The following is a 16,355-nucleotide window of genomic DNA, read 5'->3' on the forward strand; positions in this document are numbered from 1 at the left end:
AGGTCGCGCGCAAATGGGCTCTGGCCGCCTTTCGAAGCGGCAGTCCGGTAAGCTCACCAAGTTCGTGCTTCAACTCCGCGCTTTGGCGATGGCGTCCTTCAGTCCTTTTTCATCCAGAACGCCGGGAATGATCGCCGAACCGATGACGAAGGATGGCGTGCCGGCGAAATTGAAGGCGAGTGCCTGACTGTAGTTGCGGTCGAGCAGCCCGGAAATCTTGGCATTGTGCGTGTTCACGGCTGCGGTCAGCTCCTTCATCGAAAGACCCGCCCCGGTCAGCGCCTTCTCGATGTCGTCCTGCGACAGCCTCGCCTTGGTTTTCATCAGCGCCTCCATCGCCGGCTGGTATTTGCCGATCTGGGCGGCTCCAAGCACTGCCTGTGCGGCGAAGACGGAGGCTTCGCCCAAGATCGGCCAGTCCTTCAGCACGAGCCGCACGTTGCCGTCGGCCTTGACCACCTTCTCGACCGTCGGATGCACTTTCTTGCAGTAAGGGCACTGATAGTCGAAGAACTCGACGATGGTGACATCGCCCTTCGGATTGCCAAGGACGGGCGCGTCCTTGTCGAAAAACACCTCCTCCTTGGTCAATTGCTGGGCGAAGGATGATCGGCCTCCGACAAGCACGGCGGCGGCGGTCGCGACCGTGGCCGTCAGAACGGTTCTGCGGGTGAACATCAGATTTCTCCTTGTGCGAATGGATTGGGGCCGAGAGCGACGGCGCGTGCGGCGATTTCGAGGATCATGCCGCGCAGGCAAACGAGGAAAGTCGGAAAGGCCGGGGCTGTCATTCTGCCTGCTTCCTGTCCTCAGATGCAAAGGCGGCGAGCCGTTCGGCGATTGCCTCGCGGGAGATTTCGCCGAGATGGGTGGCGGCGAGCGTACCGTCCGGGTTGATGAAAAGTGTGGCAGGAAGGCCGATCGCGCCGTAGTGCCGGGATAGGCCCGAGAAAGGGTCGAGAAGGATGGTTTCCAGGTCGACGCCTGTTTGGCGCAGATAGGATTCTATCGCCGCGCGGCTTTCGCCCTGGTTGGCGAAGAAAAAGTCGACCTCAGGATTCCTTTCGGTCATCTCCGCCATCATCGGCATTTCCCGCCGGCAGGGCGGACACCAGCTTGCCCAGAGATTGAGAACCGCCGGGCGGCCCTTGCGCTCGGCGATGGCGAGGCTCTCGTTACGTGCGAGAACGGCATAGGACGTTTCCGGGGCACGGGGTGCAGCGCCGCTATCGGTGAGGGTTGTGGCGACGACCCAGACGAAGAGGCCGGCCGCAAGCGGCAGGATCGCCCAAGGAGCGGCTTTCGGTGCGTTTCGCCAGAGCATCACTGCGGCGAGGAAAACACCGAGGAATCCGCCCGTCGGGGAAAAGCCGCCCTGCCAGATGGCGAGAACTCGCAACGGCTCCTGCAGGAAGCTCTCGGCATGGATGAGCACATGCCCGGCGCGCGCGCCGACAACGCCGAAAAGTGTGGCAGCCGTCGTAAAGGTGCCAAGCCGGTTGTGGATGCGGGCGGCAAGGAGCGAGCCGACAAGCATGAAGACGATCAACCCGGCGATGACCGAAAAGCGATCGGCGGAAAAAGCGAAGGGACCTATTGCGACGGCGTTCATTGCGCGCTGCCCTTGGCCATCCGTGCCGCCTCCGCAAGCGAGCCGGCCGTGATTTCTCCGACGAGGCGCGTACCGGGGGCCTCCTCTTTGCTGCGGTTGAAGAAGATCATAGTCGGCGGGCCAACGACGGCAAGTGATCGCATCAGTGCGCCATTCTCCGCATCGAGGGTGCTGACGTCGAGGCTGACCAAGCGGATCCCGTCAAGGCTCGCCGCGACATCAGGCTTTGTCAGAACGGACCGCTCGATCGTGCGGCAGGTGACGCACCAGCCAGCGGTGACATAGACGAGGGTGGGTTGCCTCCCGGAGGCTGCGGTGTCGAGAAGGCGGGAGAGTGCGCCGGCCGAGCCGACCTTGGCAAAATCCGACTTCTGGATGGCGGCTGTTTGGTCAACACTCGCCGCCCTCTTGAGCGGGCCGAGCGGAGTGAGCGGATCGCTGGCTCCAAGGCCGAAGCCCACCAGCAGCAGACTACCCCAAATGAGCGAGACGACGGCGGTCAAGCGCGTCAGTACGCCGTAGCCGCCTGTGGACCGCAGCCCGTCGGGAGCGACCGCGTAGATGCCGAAGGCAAGGGAAAACACGGCCCAGGGCAGGAGGACGAAGCGCTCCGGCACAAGCGGCGTCGCAAGCCAAATCGCCGTTCCCAGGAATGCGAAGCCGAAGACGTGCCGGACACGTTCCATCCACGCGCCGGCGCGTGGAAGCGCCTTGCCGCCGATTGTCGCCATGATGATGAGCGGGATGCCCTTGCCAAGGCCAAGGGCGAAAAGGGCGAGTGCGCCGACCGCAATGTCACCGGTCCGGGCGATGTAGAGGAGGGCGCCGGCAAGCGGCGCGGTTACGCAGGGGCCGATGAGGAAGGCGGAGGAAAGACCGAGCAGGGCGGCGGCGGCGACCGAGCCGCCCTTCTGCCGGCCGCCGCTCAGGCGGTTGCCGATCACTGCCGGCAGCTTGATGTGGAAGAGCCCGAAGCTGGAGAGCGCCAGCAGGACGAACAGTGCCGCGACCACGCCGACAGCGACGGGCGATTGCATCACGATCTGCAGGTTTTGCCCCGACCAAGCGGCCACGATGCCAAGGAGACCGAAGGCGGACGCAAGGGCCAGCACATAAGCGGAGGCGAGCATGAAACCGCGTCGTGCCGTCAGCCCCTCTCCCTCGCGCGTGAGCATGGCCGCGACGATCGGATACATCGGGAAAACGCAGGGCGTGAAGGCGAGCAGCAGTCCGAAGCCGAGGAAGCCTGCAAGAAGCAGCGCAAACCCGCCACCGGTCATGAGCCGGTCGACCGCCGTTTCTCCGCCGTCAGCTGCGATGGAAAAACCTGTGTCCGGCGCTTCCACGGGCCGTGCGTCCTTGGCAGGCGCAAAGGCAAAACCACCGACCGGTTTGCTGATGGTCATCGCGGCGGTATCGATCGTCCGCGTTGTCGGCGGATAACAAAGCCCGCCATCCTGGCAGCCCTGATAGGTGAGGCGAATGAGCGGAGGCGCATTCGCGATCCGGGCCGAAGCCTTTTGGTAATAGACCTCGGTTGTGCCGAAGCCCGGATCGTCCTTGACTGTCCCCGGTTCGGTTTGCAGGGTGATCGGCCGGTTACCCTCATCTTCTGCTGCCAGGAAGTCCCTGTAGAGATAGTAGCCGTCAGCAATCGTCCATGTGATCGCCAGCCGGCCGTCGTCTTGCCTGGCGATCCCAGGTACGAAGGCCTCGTCCATCGGCAGGGGCGCCTCGAGCGCCCGGGCTGGCAGGATGGCCGCAATCAAAACCCAAACCAGCGCCAGCAGACTTGCTTTCCGCATCGTTCTTGCGTCCTCGTCTTCAATCGAGGGCGGAGCGATCAGGCCGCTACCTTAAGGCAGCCTTAAAATGATTGTCCAAGGCGAAGGATAGAAACGGGCCGCGCAAGTTAATCCGCTAGGACCTTGGCGCTGGCTCTCGGTGTAATTCCGGAAGTAAAGGCCGAACGATGGTGGGGCAACCGGCGCTGCCGGTTCACCTGCTTATGGACACCGGCCCTTTGGCCGGCGTCCAGACTTCATTGCCTATGTTCCCTAGTGGGTTGCGCCCGACCCACCGGCTGCGACGATTGCGAAGGGTTGTCCCTCGACCGCGATCGTGCGGGTCTCCTTCAGTGTTTCCGTGTCGATCACGCGTACCAGGCTTTGGCGCGGATCAGTGATGGCGAGGTGATTGCCGGCGACGGCGAGGCGGGGCCTTGCGTCGCGCCAGTGGCCATCTTTGCTGTAGGGCTCCGTGACGATTTCCGATTTGGTGATCACGCCATCCACGACGTCAAGGAGGTGAAGCTTGCCGTCCTCCGTCAGGATATAGGCGTTGCGTGACTTTGCTGGATCGAGGATGAAGTCCACCCGCCGCAGCGGCAGTTCGACGAGGCGGTAGGGTTCCTTCGCGTCGGCGTCGATCAGTACGACCTTGTCTTCTCCGTAGTTCCCAAGGAAGAACTGCATAGAAGTGCCGCCGAGCAGTGTGGATACCTTGCCTTCCGGCAGCTTGTCGCCATAGGCGAGCATCTCGAGCTTGGGGCCATCGAGCCCACCTGGGCGTGCGACCAGGACGCCCTCGGCGCAACCGAAGGCGGCCAGGCGGGCGGACGTCGCTTCACCGTGGAGCCCCGTGCAGGTTGCGACATCGCCGACCTGCTTGCCCTCCTTGTCGAGAACACGCAGGCCCAGGCGGGGAGGAAGCTCACCTTCCTTTACCGTCGCTTCGAGGTTCGGGACCGAAACGAGAAGATGGTTGCCGGTCGAAACCGCGACGCCATGGTGTGCGGCGGTAGTATCGTAAGCCTTGAGCTCCGCCTTGCCGTCCAGAAGCGCGCTTTCGCCAAGCAGATCGAACTTGCCACCGCGATCGTAGAAGATGGCGAGATCGTCACCATGGGCAACCACGTGGCCGGGCTTTTGTCCGCGAATGGTTTTCTCAAGCAGCCTCGGCTCCTTGACCTCGATGTCCCGGTGCTCGCCGTGATCGGAAAGCGCTATGCCGGTGTCGATGGCATGGATCAGGTTCTGTTCGCCCTGGACGGCAAAGACGGTTCGTCCGGTGTCGCTCAGGGAAAGGGCGGCGTAGCCTTCAAGGTCAAAACGGCCGATTTCCTTGTCCGTTTCCAAATCGATGGCGCGGACCACGGGCTGGGTGTGGTCGGCAATGAACAAACGCCAGGTCTCGCGCTGCTGTTCTTCCTCGGCATGAGAGGTCAACGGAAAGGCGAGGGTCGCGAGAATGGTGGTGGCGAAAAGCGCGGGCAAACCGGAGCGGGACATGAAATCTCCTATAATGTAATAACGTAACATGTGTTGTGTTATAGCGTTACATTCGCCTTGTCCAGCGGCAACAAGCTGACGTTTGCACATGCGTCAACGAAGCCGTCACAGGCGGCCCGCGACGGCGGCCTACGTGGCTCGCTGGCGTTAAGGAGTGTGAAGCTCGGTCCTGACGGACCGATTGGCATTCCGCGACTTCGCCTGGAGCGGCGGATGGCGGCATGTGTTGCCGCCACCCTTTGAAATGCTCGGTTTCTCCGTTGGTGGGCTTCGCCGATTTTCAGGGCTGGGGGGCTTTGGGCGAGATGGACCAAAACCCGCCATAGGGCCTTCATCAGCGACGAAGGCCGCCAAACGCGGCGGGACCCGGTCATCCTGCTACTTCGCTGTGCCTTCGTTCAGGGGCAGCTTGCTCCCGCGACGCTGCGGTAGGCGGCCGTTCAGAACGATGTAGGCGAGAAGGCCGATCACCAGGCCCCAGAAGGCCCCGCCGATCCCGAGCAGCTTGATGTTGGCGGCGGAGGCCAGGAACGTGATGAGCGCCGCTTCGCGGCAGGCCGGGTCGGCTGTTGCTGCAGCAAGGCTGCCACCAATGGTACCGAGAAGGGCGAGGCCCGCTAGCGTGGCGATGAAGGTCGCAGGAAACGCCATGAACACGGCCGCAAGCGTAACGCCGAACACGCCGACGAGCACGTAGAAAAAGCCCGCGGCGATACCCGCGATCCAGCGCCTGGAGGGGTCTTCGTGGGCCTCCTTGCCGGTTGCGATCGCCGCCGTGATTGCCGCGATATTGAAGGCGTGCGAGCCGAAAGGCGCCATGATCAGCGAACCGAAGCCAGTCGTCGTCACGATCGGGTTGGCGCTGGTCTTGAAGCCGTCATTCCGCAGCACCAGCATTCCCGGCATGTATTGGCCGGTCAGCGTGATGAGAAACAGCGGCAGTGCGACCGAAAGCAGCGCGTTCAGCGAGAACAACGGCATGGTGAAAATGGGCGCCGCGAACTCCAACTTCAGACCCGACAGGTCGACCCGGCCCTCCGCGAGCAGGAACAGGAGCCCGAGAACGAGGATGCCGACCACGGCATAGCGGGCGGAGAAGCGCTTCAGGACGACGTAGGCGACAATCAGCAGGCCGACGAGCAACGGATCGACGCTTGCGCCGCCGAACGCGCCGATGCCGAACTGCAGCAGGATACCGGCGAGCAGGCCCGCGGCGATGCCTGGCGGGATCAGCCGGATGACCTTCTCGAAATAGCCCGAAAGCCCGAGTGCGACGAAGGCTAGAGCCGAGATCATGTAGGCGCCGATGGCCTCGGCATAGGGCGTGGTCGCAAGCGCAGTGACGAGAAAGGCTGCGGCCGGCGTCGACCAGGCGGTGATGATAGGCTCGCGATAGCGCCAGCTCAGCCAAAGCCCCGTCATTCCCACGCCGATCGAGACCGACCAGACCCAGGAAGCCGTCAACTCGGGGCTGAGCCCAGCCACTTTCGCGGCTTGAAAGACCAGGATGAAGGTGCCGCCATAGTTGACGATGACGGAGATCAGACCCGCGACAATGGGATGGGCAAGGTCGTTGAAGCGAAGGGATGACGGGAAAACATGTGATGACATGATCTATCGGGGCTCCTGAAATTTCGGGGAGGACTGGCAAGCCGCGTTGACAAATAGCCAGTCATTGGCCCGATATGCCCATCCATTTCGCTGAAGAGGATCAGACCATTTGTTCAAGCATTCCCAACTCGAGTCCGTGAAGGCATGGATTGCCCAGCCCGCCCAGGCTGGGATGCCGCTTCATGCGCGCATCCAGCGGGCGATCCGGCAGTTGATCCTCGACGGTGCGCTTGGGCCGGGAAAGCCGCTTCCAGCTTCGCGCGTGCTCGCCAAATCCCTCGGCGTATCGCGCGATACGATCGAAGCGGCCTATGGCCAGCTTCATGCCGAAGGCTTCATCGACCGTCGCGTCGGGAGCGGCAGTTTCGTGGCCGAGGTGAAGGAGTTTGCACCCGGCAGGCGCCTGTCTCCAAGGCGCGCGCAGTCGCCCAACCAGGCAGCGGCTTTGAGCAGGCGGGGCAATGCCATGTTCGGCAGCGGCGGCGTCAGTGAACAGCTGTTGCCCCGCCCCTTCGCCCATGGCGTGCCGGAGACGCGCACTTTTCCGCTCGCGCTGTGGGAGCGCCTCGGACGGCAGGTCTTGCGCGAAACCGGCAGAAGGGCGCTGCTTCACGGCGACCCGCAAGGGATCGAGGAGCTGCGCCGTGCCATTGCCGACTATGTGAACCTAGAACGCGGCGCCCGTACCACGGCCGAACGGGTGCTGATCCTCACCAGCTCGCAGCAGGCGCTGACATTGTGCGCAAACATGCTGCTCGATCCCGGTGACCGCATCTTCATCGAGGATCCGGCCTATTACGGCGCGCGCAAGGCGTTCGATGCGGCGGGGCTCGAATGCGTCCCCATCCGCGTCGACCGCCATGGCATCGCCGTCAACCAGATCAAGGCGGAGACGCGCAAGGTCAAGGCCGTATTCCTGACGCCCTCGCATCAGTTCCCGGCCGGCGCCACGCTGACGCTCGATCGCCGCCTTGCGCTGATCGAATGGGCGAGCCGCCATCAGTCCTGGATCCTCGAGGACGACTACGACAGCGAATTCCACTATGCCGGCAAACCAACGGCCTGCCTTCAGGGCCTCGATCCGCACGACCGGACGATCTACATCGGCACCTTCACCAAATCGCTCTTTCCAGGGCTTCGGATCGGCTATGCAGTTCTGCCGCCTGAGCTGGTCAAGCCGATGACCGTCGCGCGTACTCTGCTTGACGGGCACTCCGCTCCGATGGCGCAAATGACACTCGCGCGCTTCATGGAAGGCGGGCATTTCGGCGCCCATGTGCGCACAATGCGCAGCATCTACGCCGACCGGCTCGACCTTTTGGCGATGCTTGTCATAAAACATCTGCCGCATTTCCTTGAAGCGCGGGTGCCCGATGGCGGCCTGCAGATGCCGTGCGCGCTGACAGGTGCGATCTCGGAGGCCGCGGCCGTCGATGCGGCACGACGTGTCGGGATCGAGATCATGGGATTGTCCGCGCTTCACGCCGGCGGCAAGCCCGAGCCCGGGTTCCTCATGGGGTTTGCCGCTTATACGCCAAGCGAGATCGAGGGGGCGGTGCGGAAGCTGGCTGGTGCCTTCCGGGCCGCGGCGACGTCATAGGTCGTCCAAGCGTCGCCCGCAACGGCTCGCCATTCAGTCCTGGATGACGAGCTGGAACCAGGTGTCGAGAGATCTGCTGCGCTTGACGGCGTCGAGATAGGCGAGCAGCGATAAGCAACCGAACGTCGCACCTCGCCGGGCAGACGCCGGAAAAACGATTCCCGTTTTGGTGCATTTTTTGCGGAGAACCGGCGCACTGCATAAAGTTGTAGGTACCATCGAAATGGAAAATCCATAAACTCGCGCTAGACCGATCGTCATTCGTGAATCGGGAGCGAGGCATGCAAAGAGACGTGCAGTTCAACGGGCAGAAAGATTGGCGGATCGCGCGATATGCCATCGGCGGCATTGTTGGATTCGCCGTGCTCGCCCAGCTCCTGGTCTATCTCAGCCTGGTCGCCCTGGTCGACCAGCCTTATGCGGCTGCCATGGTCGGTGCCGCGCTAATCTCCCTGCTGATGGGCGTGCCACTGATCGTCGTGGCAGCGACGCAGTTTCGCCGGGCGCAGCGCCTGCGCAACCAGATCAATCATGTTGTCGCCCATGATGCCACGACGGGCTGCGTGACCGGTCGCGGGCTCGTACAGCAGGTCAATGGCCTCGAACGCCGCCGCCAAAGCGCCGGCGAGGAGCTGCATGGCGCGCTCATTCATCTGCGTATCAACAATCTCGATGACGTCGGCGCTGCTTTCGGCCCGGCCTGGAGCGAGGAGCTGCTGCAATTCGTCGCTTCGACGATCAGCACGTCCGTGCGTCGCGACGATATCGTCGCCCGGACGGGCCCAGCCAGTTTCGACGTCCTGCTCGTCGGCGCAACGGAGACGGATGCGGAACATGTCTCAAACCGCCTGACGACGGCGCTGTCGTCCGCCCATTTCTCTGCCGATGGCAGCAAGGTCGACCTCGAACTCAGCGTCGGCGGAGCTTTGTTCGATGGCAGTGTCGATCTGGAACGCTTGCGCCGGGCAGCTGCCTCCGAGACGGTCATAGTTGCCAGCGAGGGCACCCGGCCTGTCGATTTTGTCCGCCTGCCTTCGGCGTGAATGACTGGCGATAACGTTGCTTGTGCCGGAGTCGTATGCAACGATCGCTCGCGGCGGCTGAGGGCCAGTTCGTTTGTCGCTTTAGGGTTGTGTTGCGCTGGGCCCCACTGTTGCAAAGGGTTGCCTGTCATCTGCAGTACTGTCGTGGAGCTTATTTCAATTCAATAGGTTACTGGAATCTTTTGGCGCAACACCGTTGTTCCATTTTTGCAACATAGCCGTGCGAAAGCTTGGGCCTATCAGGGACCACCCCAAAATTGGTCCCTGCTTTATATTACCTCTGTATTATCTGTCGATAAATAAGGCAGTTGCGACGTACGTTTGGATTAACCAGCATGTCGTACTGATTGCGAGGGGGATAGAGTTGAAAGTGGGGAAATTTATTGGAGGCGGGCTGCTTTCTATTCTGCTCGCGTCGACGGTGTTTGCGGGTGGTGCTGCGGAAGCGATGACGCTGAGGGAAGCGCTTCAGATTGCGATGGAATCGAATCCGGAAATCGGTCAGTCGATCGAAAACCGTGAGGCAATCGAATTCGAACTGCGGCAGGCGCGCGGTCTCTATCTGCCGAGCGTCGACGTCGAAGCATCGACTGGTGTGCGCCACCTCGAAGACAGCAGCCGTCGCCTTGCCTCGATCGAGAACGATCCGCTCTATCCTTCCGACGTCGGGCTGACCATCACGCAGAAGCTCTTTGATGGTGGTGGCCGTCGCGCCGAACTCGAGCGTCAAGCAGCGCGCGTCGATAGCGCCTCCTTCCGGGTGCTGGAGCGTTCCGAGACGATCGGCTTGCAGATCGTTCGCGAGTATTTCGAATATATTCTCCAGCAGCAGATCGTTGCGGAAGCGCGCAAGAACGTCGGCGTGCACCAGTCGATCTTGTCGGATATCAGTTCGTTGATTTCGGGCGGCGCTCTCACCGAGGCAGACCGTCAGCAGGCAAGCGAACGGCTGCTGGCGGCCAAGGCCCGCCTGCAGGAAGCGGAAGAGGCCTTCGATACGGTCAAGATCAGCTTCAACCGCCTGGTCGGACAGCCCCTCACCAATCCATCCATGCCGAAGTCGGTCGCCGGCGCGCTGCCGAAGACACTGGAGACGGCGATCGGCATTGCGCGCACCAACAATCCGCGGATCAAGGCTGCCGACTCCGACATCAATGTCGCGGACTCGCAGGTCAAGGCGGCACGCTCGAACATGCTGCCCGAAGTCTTCGCCGAGGGCCGCGTGCGCTCAGGCAACGATATCGACGGCTCGACCGGCAACACCTGGGACGCACAGGGCCGGATCGTCGCGAAGTGGAATCTCTATCGTGGCGGCATCGATGTCGCCAACGAGCAGGAGCAGATGCGCCGCGCAAGCGAACAGCGCCTGGTCTTCCATCAGGCGCACCGCGAGGTCGAGGAAGCCGTGCGCATCTCCTGGGAGCGCCGCGGCAGCCAGTACGACATCGCCCGCACGCTGAACCAGCAGGCGCAGATGAACGTGCAACTCGTCGAATCCTATCGCGAGCAGCTCAAGGTCGGCCAGCGTTCGCTGCTCGACGTGCTCGGCGCGCAGAATTCGCGTTTCAACGTCAGCGTTCTCGCAAAGACCGCGCAGTATGCCGCGCTTTTTGCCGAGTACCGGCTGCTGGCAGCAACAGGCCAGCTGCTGCCGACCATGAAGATCAAGGCGCCGGCGCAGGCGGAAGCCTATGCGCGCAATGAGTTCAATGTCCCGGATGCGCCGGCCACGGAAACCTATCGTCGTGTGCCGTCGCGCCAGACGAACGACTTGCCGCTCGACCTGTTGGCGCCGATCCGGCAGAAATGAATAGTCCTCGTCAGGGTGGACACAACCGGTGGTAATGCAAGGCATTGACAGGCATGTGCAGATTGGCCCGTCTCTGACCGGCTTTTCCGAGGCGTTCAAGGAGATTTGCATCTTCTTGAACCGCCCCTCGTCAGATAGTGTGCTCTATTCGGACGTGCCCTTCGACCCTCGGTTGCCGAGCGCCGAGGACGTCTCCCGTATTGCCGAGCGGGTCGGCCTGGAAACGGAGCTCGTTTCCGCGCGCGCGATCGGCAATCGTGATTTCGTCTACCCTCTGCTGCTGGTCTTTCGCGATGGCAGTGCCATGGCGCTTCTGGAAGAGGCGCCCGACGGCACGCTAAGCCTCTCCAACAGACTGGCGGCGCCCCGCGAGATGCCGATCACCCTGTCCGACCTTGAGGTCGGCGGGCTCGCCTACGCCTTGTCTTTCTCGGCCACCTACCTCAACACCGCGACTGGCCGCGGCGTCGGCGAGGCGCGCAACATCGACCGCCGCCATTGGCTGACCGCCACGGTCAAGCCGTTCTGGCAGGCCTATGTGCAGGTCGCGGTCGCCGCGTTCTTCATCAACGTGCTGGCGCTTGCAGCCCCGCTCTTCACGATGAACGTTTATGATCGCATCCTGCCGAACAAGGCTATCGCGACCCTCTGGGTGCTGGCGCTCGGGATCAGCACCGCCATTCTCTTCGACTTCCTTTTGAAGACTGTGCGTGCGGCGCTGATCGACTATGCCGGCCGCAAGGCGGACCTGAAACTCTCCTACATGCTGTTCGAGAAGATCCTGCATGCGACCATGGCGTCGCGACCGCCTTCGACCGGCGAATACGCCAACCGGGCGATGCAGTACGAATTCGTTCGGGAATTCTTCACGTCGAACACGCTCAGCACGATCATCGACAGTCTTTTCGTCTTCGTCTTCATCGCAGCCGTCTATGCGGTGGCGGGCTGGATCGCCATTATCCCGGCGGTCGCCTTCATCTTCAGTCTCCTGATCGGTTATGTCGCGCAATACAAGATCGGCAACCGCGTCGCCGCCGCGTCGAATGAATCAGCCCAGCGTCAGGCGCTGCTGGTCGAAACGATCAGTGCGATCGAGACGGTGAAGACGCTGCACTCGGAAAAGCAGTTGCTTCGCCGCTGGAACGAGCTCGCCAAGCATTCCTCGAACACGTCCGAGCAGATCAAGGAGATTTCCTCCTGGGCCTCGCATGCGACGCAGTTCGTGCAGCAGCTGGTCACGGTCTGCATCGTCGTTGCCGGCGCCTATGAATTTACCGAGGGCAAGATTTCATCCGGCGCGATCATTGCTGCCAGCATGCTTTCCGGCCGCGCCGTCGCGCCGCTCGGGCAGATCGCCATGACGCTGGCGCGACTGCGCCAGGCCATTCTGTCGCTGCGGATCCTCAATGCCGTGATGGAGCAGCCGGAGGACCGACCGGACACGATCGGCTTCGTCAACCGCGAGATCCGCAACGGCAGCATCACCTTTACGAATCTCGACTTTGCTTACCCGCAAACGGACCACAAGGTGGTCAGCGGTATGAACGTCACGATCAAAGCGGGCGAGCGCGTCGGCATCATCGGCCGCATCGGTTCGGGCAAGACGACAATCGGCCGCCTTCTGGCGGGTCTCTACGCGCCGAGCGCCGGACGCATCCTGCTCGATGGTGTCGATATTCGGCAGCTACACCCCTCCGTCGTCCGTTCGGCCGTCTCGTTCGTGTCGCAGAATTCCGACCTCTTTTCCGGGACCATCAAGGAAAACCTGCTGATGGCGAACCCGACCGCCAGCGACGAAGAGGTGGTTGCGGCAGCGAGACTGGCCGGCGTCGATGAGTTCGTCTCGCATCATCCGCGTGGTTATGACATGCCGGTCGGCGAACGCGGTTCCCAGCTTTCGGGTGGACAGCGCCAGGCGGTCGCCATTGCCCGGCTGCTACTGCGCAAGCCGAAGGTGGTGTTTCTGGACGAGCCATCCGGTGCGATGGACCTCGCCAGCGAGCGCGAGTTGATCAACAAGCTTTCCAATGTCTTCAGCGGCGACGTCACGCTTTTGATCTCAACGCACCGCCATAGCATGCTGAGCCTTGTCGACCGGCTGCTGGTTCTCGACCGAGGGCGCATCGTCGCCGACGGACCGAAGGCTGCCGTTATCGAGCAGTTGCAGCGACGTTCCGGTCCCGCCGGGCCGGCAGAAGGGGCGGGGCTATGATCCACCCTTATCTAAATGACGATGAAGCAATGCCGGTCCCCGCGTTTCGGAGGGCGCCGAGATGACTGAGAAACCGCCGCTGGCCGCGCGCGCTGGACTGTTGGTGATCGGCCTTTTGATCAGTTCCTTCGTCGCCTGGGCGGCGATCGCCGAGGTCGACGAGATCGCCCGCGGCGAAGGCAAGGTCATTCCCGTCTCGAAAACGCAGATCATTCAATCGAGCGAGCCCGGTATCGTGCGCGAGATCGCCGTGCAGCCCGGCCAGGTCGTGCGCCGCGGCGACCTGATCCTGCGCCTCGATGATACGGCAAGCGGCTCGTCGCTCGGCGAGCTCGAAGCCAAGGCCCGCTCGCTGCGGGCGCAGATCGCACGGCTGGAACTCGAGGAGACCGGGGCCTACGACAGCAAGTACATCTGCCCCGAGGATATCGCCAAGGTTGCCCCGGCAATCTGCGCCAACGAGGAACAGTTGCTTCAGGCCAAGGCCGGAAACTTCAACAACAAGCTGTCGGTGATGCAGGCCCGTGAGGGACAGCGCCAGCAGGAATTGGCGGAAGCGGAGGCCAACATCACCCGGCTGAGCGAGAGCATGCAGGTGACCGAGCGCGAGCAGGAGCTGCTCGCGCCGATGGGCAAGCGCAAGCTCGTCGCGCAAACCGAACTGCTTCGGGTCGAGAAGGAACTGACCGACACCAGAGGACAGCTCGCACTCTGGAAAGAATCGGTCGGCAAACTCGAGGCGGCGCTCAGGGAGGCGTCGCTGCAGGTGACGGAGCTCTCGCTGCAACTGAAGCAGGAGGCGCTGGCCGAAAAAACCGAGGCGCTTTCGCAGCTTTCGGTGATCGATGAGACCATTCGCGGCGCCACAAGCCGGGTTGCCAATACCGACATTCGCTCGCCGGTCGATGGCATCATCAATACGCTCGATGTCAACACCGTCGGCGCCTATGTGACGCCCGGAGCGGTGATCGGCGGCGTCGTTCCGACGTCGGAGACGCTGCTTGTCGAGGCGCGGCTTTCTCCGCGGGATGTCGCCTTCGTTCGCACCGGACAGGCGGCGCTGATCAAGATTTCTGCCTATGATTTCTCGATCTATGGGGGGCTCGGCGGAATTGTCGAGACCGTCAGCGCTGACAGCCTCGTCGACCAGAACAACGGTGAGACCTACTATCTCGTGCGCGTCAAAACCGACATGGCCGCCCTCGTGAAGGACGGGCGCGAATACGCGATCATGCCGGGCATGATTGCCTCGGTCGACATCATGACCGGCAAGAAGACGATTCTTGCCTACCTGATGAAGCCGATCAACAAGGCCCGCGAGGAAGCGCTGCGGGAGCGCTGACCGATGAACGAGACGCCGCCTCTGGCAGATGAAGAGGACATGAGTGCGCTTCGGTTCCGCGTCGTTACCGTCGGCGGTCAACGCCGCGGCATCAAGCTCGAGGAAATCTACTGGCACTGTCTGGGCGAGCTTGCCGCACGGAATGGCTGTCGGCTTGCCGATATCGTTGCGTCCTGCGAAAGGGAACTCGAAGGCGACGGCAATCTGACCGCACGTCTGCGCTATGTCGCGACCCGCCACCTTCGTGATCAGCTTGAGACGGCCAGAAAGCGCGGCAGCCTGGCGGCCGTCGCCAGCCAGGTACGCGCCAGCCCGTCGCCAGCTTTTGCGCTCACGGGCAGCAAGCACATCGTCGCCTACAACGCGGCCTTCCTCTCCTTCGTTCAGACGCGCGTATTGCGCTCCCAGCAGCCGCAGGCGGCGCGTGGCTTGAGGCTTTCGTTCGACGTTCAGTTCGTCGATCTGGTCCAGCGCTTGAAAGCGGCTCCGGGCGAGCCGCAGCCGGCGGGCTTCACCATCGGGGTGCAGGGGCAGGTTACGCGCGGCAAGCTCAATGCTGCACTCGCCCCGCTCGTGGATCAGGACGTGATCATCGGCTTCATTCTCGGTTGACTGAGTAGTGGTCGCTGCTAACCACAAGGCCGTCAGCCAAGTCGAGCCTGGCGGGCACAGTCAGCGAACGGCGATGCCTTCTCCGGGCATGACGTCGGCAAGCGGTGCGGCGGAGGCGACCTTGTCGCCGGTGCTCTTGATGCCGTGGATCCAGGAACGCTCGGCGCTGACCGAAAACAGCGGCTGATAGCTCGGCAAGGCGGTATCGAGCTTCACCTCGTCGCTGAGGTTATCGAGGATGAAGTGGCCCTGGCTCGTCGTGATCGCGAGGACCGCGTGATATAGGTTGCGCCTGACGTCACGCAGAACCACGATCGACATCGCCTCCGACGGCAGTCCCGCCGCCTTCAACGCGGCCATCTTCAAAATGGCATAGTCTTCGCAGTCGCCCTTGCCTCGGGCAAGAATTTCGTCCGGCGTCGCCCAATAATCCTTGGCCCCGTAGTTTTCCGCGTCCGGCTGGTAGCGAACGATCCGGTTCACAGTCCGGTTGATGCCGCTGATCTTCTGGCGAAAGGCAAGACCATCAGCGTTTTCGATCGCCTGGCCGAGAATGTCGCGGGCTGCGCAACCGCTCTTTTGTGCGCAATCGTTGAAGTCCGCAGCCACTACTGCCGGGTAGACGGTCTTCCACTTGCGGGCGACCGGGATCGCTGACACCCGGAACGCAACCGAGTGGAAAACGGCGGATGGTTCCGACTGTGCGGACGACTGGGGCCGGAGATCAGGGCGGGTCGCCAGCGCCACTTGCTGCACGTTCTGGCGCCGGAGGGCTTCGGAAGCCTGCTTTGACCAGGTGTCGATGGTCTGCGTTGCGATGGCGGCGAGCGGGCTTGCCAGGCTCACCATCTGATGCAACAGGCCGGGGCCGAGCACGGCCGGTTGGCCAGCCTGCGTAGGTGTCGTTGCGAAAAGCGACGCAAGGCCGATCGCGAAGACCGAAGTCTTCAGGTATTTCCTGCCGTGCTTCCAATGCGTCTTATTCATCGCCGTGTCTCTCGGTTTCTTGAGGACACTGTACGAACGAAAAGAAAAATGCCGGTAAAGCGGTATGTATTATTTAGAGTTTTTCGAAGAGATACGTTTTATCTAAAATTTTATTCAAATTTTATACTTGTGTATTCTTTCGGCTCAAGCCACTTCTATATCGGGGACGCCGTGGACTTGCTGACCTTGCTGATGAGGATGGTGGCCGATCACATTCGCCTGTCTCGGAAAAGGCT

General features: G+C 62.3%; 12 protein-coding genes. 6 read left to right on the forward strand and 6 right to left on the reverse strand.

The window, feature by feature from the left end:
- Positions 1–69: 69 nt before the first annotated feature.
- The 5 genes from FA04_RS31380 to FA04_RS31400 all read right to left on the reverse strand — a co-directional run bounded on the left by FA04_RS31380 (position 70) and on the right by FA04_RS31400 (position 6,513).
- On the reverse strand, positions 70–678 hold the full coding sequence (locus FA04_RS31380; RefSeq protein ID WP_034794695.1) for a DsbA family protein: 609 nt from the start codon (positions 676–678) through the stop codon (positions 70–72).
- A 109-nt stretch (positions 679–787) separates the two neighbouring features.
- Entirely contained in the window at positions 788–1,612 is an 825-nt protein-coding gene (locus FA04_RS31385) for a TlpA disulfide reductase family protein (RefSeq protein ID WP_034794693.1), read from the reverse strand.
- Positions 1,609–3,417 (reverse strand): protein-disulfide reductase DsbD, encoded by a 1,809-nt coding sequence (dsbD, locus tag FA04_RS31390; RefSeq protein ID WP_034794691.1) that lies wholly within the window; start codon positions 3,415–3,417, stop codon positions 1,609–1,611. Before dsbD ends, FA04_RS31385 begins: the two co-directional genes overlap by 4 nt.
- 252 nt (positions 3,418–3,669) lie before the next feature.
- A complete protein-coding gene (locus FA04_RS31395) occupies positions 3,670–4,902 on the reverse strand; it encodes a metallochaperone AztD (protein WP_034794689.1) in 1,233 nt (410 codons plus the stop codon).
- 378 nt (positions 4,903–5,280) lie between these two features.
- Positions 5,281–6,513: a benzoate/H(+) symporter BenE family transporter gene (locus FA04_RS31400; protein WP_034794687.1), complete on the reverse strand. Its 1,233-nt coding sequence runs from the start codon at positions 6,511–6,513 to the stop codon at positions 5,281–5,283.
- 109 nt (positions 6,514–6,622) lie between these two features.
- Here FA04_RS31400 and pdxR point away from each other — a divergent pair, with 109 nt between their 5' ends.
- From pdxR to FA04_RS31430, 6 genes are all read left to right on the forward strand, one after another.
- The gene (gene pdxR / locus FA04_RS31405) at positions 6,623–8,113 is read left to right on the forward strand and encodes a MocR-like pyridoxine biosynthesis transcription factor PdxR (protein ID WP_034794685.1); all 1,491 of its coding nucleotides are present in this window, start codon (positions 6,623–6,625) and stop codon (positions 8,111–8,113) included.
- A gap of 281 nt (positions 8,114–8,394) precedes the next feature.
- A complete protein-coding gene (locus tag FA04_RS31410) occupies positions 8,395–9,156 on the forward strand; it encodes a GGDEF domain-containing protein (protein ID WP_034794682.1) in 762 nt (253 codons plus the stop codon).
- Positions 9,157–9,604: 448 nt separating this feature from the next.
- The gene (locus FA04_RS31415) at positions 9,605–10,966 is read left to right on the forward strand and encodes a TolC family outer membrane protein (RefSeq protein ID WP_082566420.1); all 1,362 of its coding nucleotides are present in this window, start codon (positions 9,605–9,607) and stop codon (positions 10,964–10,966) included.
- A gap of 34 nt (positions 10,967–11,000) precedes the next feature.
- Positions 11,001–13,178 carry a type I secretion system permease/ATPase gene (locus tag FA04_RS31420; protein ID WP_051659312.1) on the forward strand — a complete coding sequence of 726 codons (2,178 nt, stop codon included), beginning with the start codon at positions 11,001–11,003 and terminating at the stop codon, positions 13,176–13,178.
- A 61-nt stretch (positions 13,179–13,239) separates the two neighbouring features.
- On the forward strand, positions 13,240–14,520 hold the full coding sequence (locus FA04_RS31425) for an HlyD family type I secretion periplasmic adaptor subunit (RefSeq protein ID WP_034794676.1): 1,281 nt from the start codon (positions 13,240–13,242) through the stop codon (positions 14,518–14,520).
- 3 nt (positions 14,521–14,523) lie between these two features.
- On the forward strand, positions 14,524–15,132 hold the full coding sequence (locus FA04_RS31430; RefSeq protein ID WP_034794673.1) for a ribbon-helix-helix domain-containing protein: 609 nt from the start codon (positions 14,524–14,526) through the stop codon (positions 15,130–15,132).
- Between the two features lie 60 nt (positions 15,133–15,192).
- On the opposite strand, the gene FA04_RS31435 is transcribed toward FA04_RS31430, so the two are convergent.
- Positions 15,193–16,119 (reverse strand): transglutaminase-like cysteine peptidase, encoded by a 927-nt coding sequence (locus FA04_RS31435; RefSeq protein ID WP_234798822.1) that lies wholly within the window; start codon positions 16,117–16,119, stop codon positions 15,193–15,195.
- Between the last annotated feature and the right edge of the window lie 236 nt (positions 16,120–16,355).

This window comes from Ensifer adhaerens, from assembly GCF_000697965.2.
GTDB lineage: Bacteria > Pseudomonadota > Alphaproteobacteria > Rhizobiales > Rhizobiaceae > Ensifer > Ensifer adhaerens.

What these genes read in the sequence shown, in the direction of transcription:
- FA04_RS31420 (WP_051659312.1), top strand. Translation starts at nt 11,001, where the DNA reads ATGCAAGGCATTGACAGGCATGTGCAGATTGGCCCGTCTCTGACCGGC.
- FA04_RS31430 (WP_034794673.1), top strand. Translation starts at nt 14,524, where the DNA reads ATGAACGAGACGCCGCCTCTGGCAGATGAAGAGGACATGAGTGCGCTT.
- dsbD (WP_034794691.1), bottom strand. Translation starts at nt 3,417, where the DNA reads ATGCGGAAAGCAAGTCTGCTGGCGCTGGTTTGGGTTTTGATTGCGGCC.
- FA04_RS31415 (WP_082566420.1), top strand. Translation starts at nt 9,605, where the DNA reads ATGACGCTGAGGGAAGCGCTTCAGATTGCGATGGAATCGAATCCGGAA.
- FA04_RS31425 (WP_034794676.1), top strand. Translation starts at nt 13,240, where the DNA reads ATGACTGAGAAACCGCCGCTGGCCGCGCGCGCTGGACTGTTGGTGATC.
- FA04_RS31385 (WP_034794693.1), bottom strand. Translation starts at nt 1,612, where the DNA reads ATGAACGCCGTCGCAATAGGTCCCTTCGCTTTTTCCGCCGATCGCTTT.
- FA04_RS31380 (WP_034794695.1), bottom strand. Translation starts at nt 678, where the DNA reads ATGTTCACCCGCAGAACCGTTCTGACGGCCACGGTCGCGACCGCCGCC.
- FA04_RS31410 (WP_034794682.1), top strand. Translation starts at nt 8,395, where the DNA reads ATGCAAAGAGACGTGCAGTTCAACGGGCAGAAAGATTGGCGGATCGCG.
- FA04_RS31400 (WP_034794687.1), bottom strand. Translation starts at nt 6,513, where the DNA reads ATGTCATCACATGTTTTCCCGTCATCCCTTCGCTTCAACGACCTTGCC.
- FA04_RS31435 (WP_234798822.1), bottom strand. Translation starts at nt 16,119, where the DNA reads ATGAATAAGACGCATTGGAAGCACGGCAGGAAATACCTGAAGACTTCG.
- FA04_RS31395 (WP_034794689.1), bottom strand. Translation starts at nt 4,902, where the DNA reads ATGTCCCGCTCCGGTTTGCCCGCGCTTTTCGCCACCACCATTCTCGCG.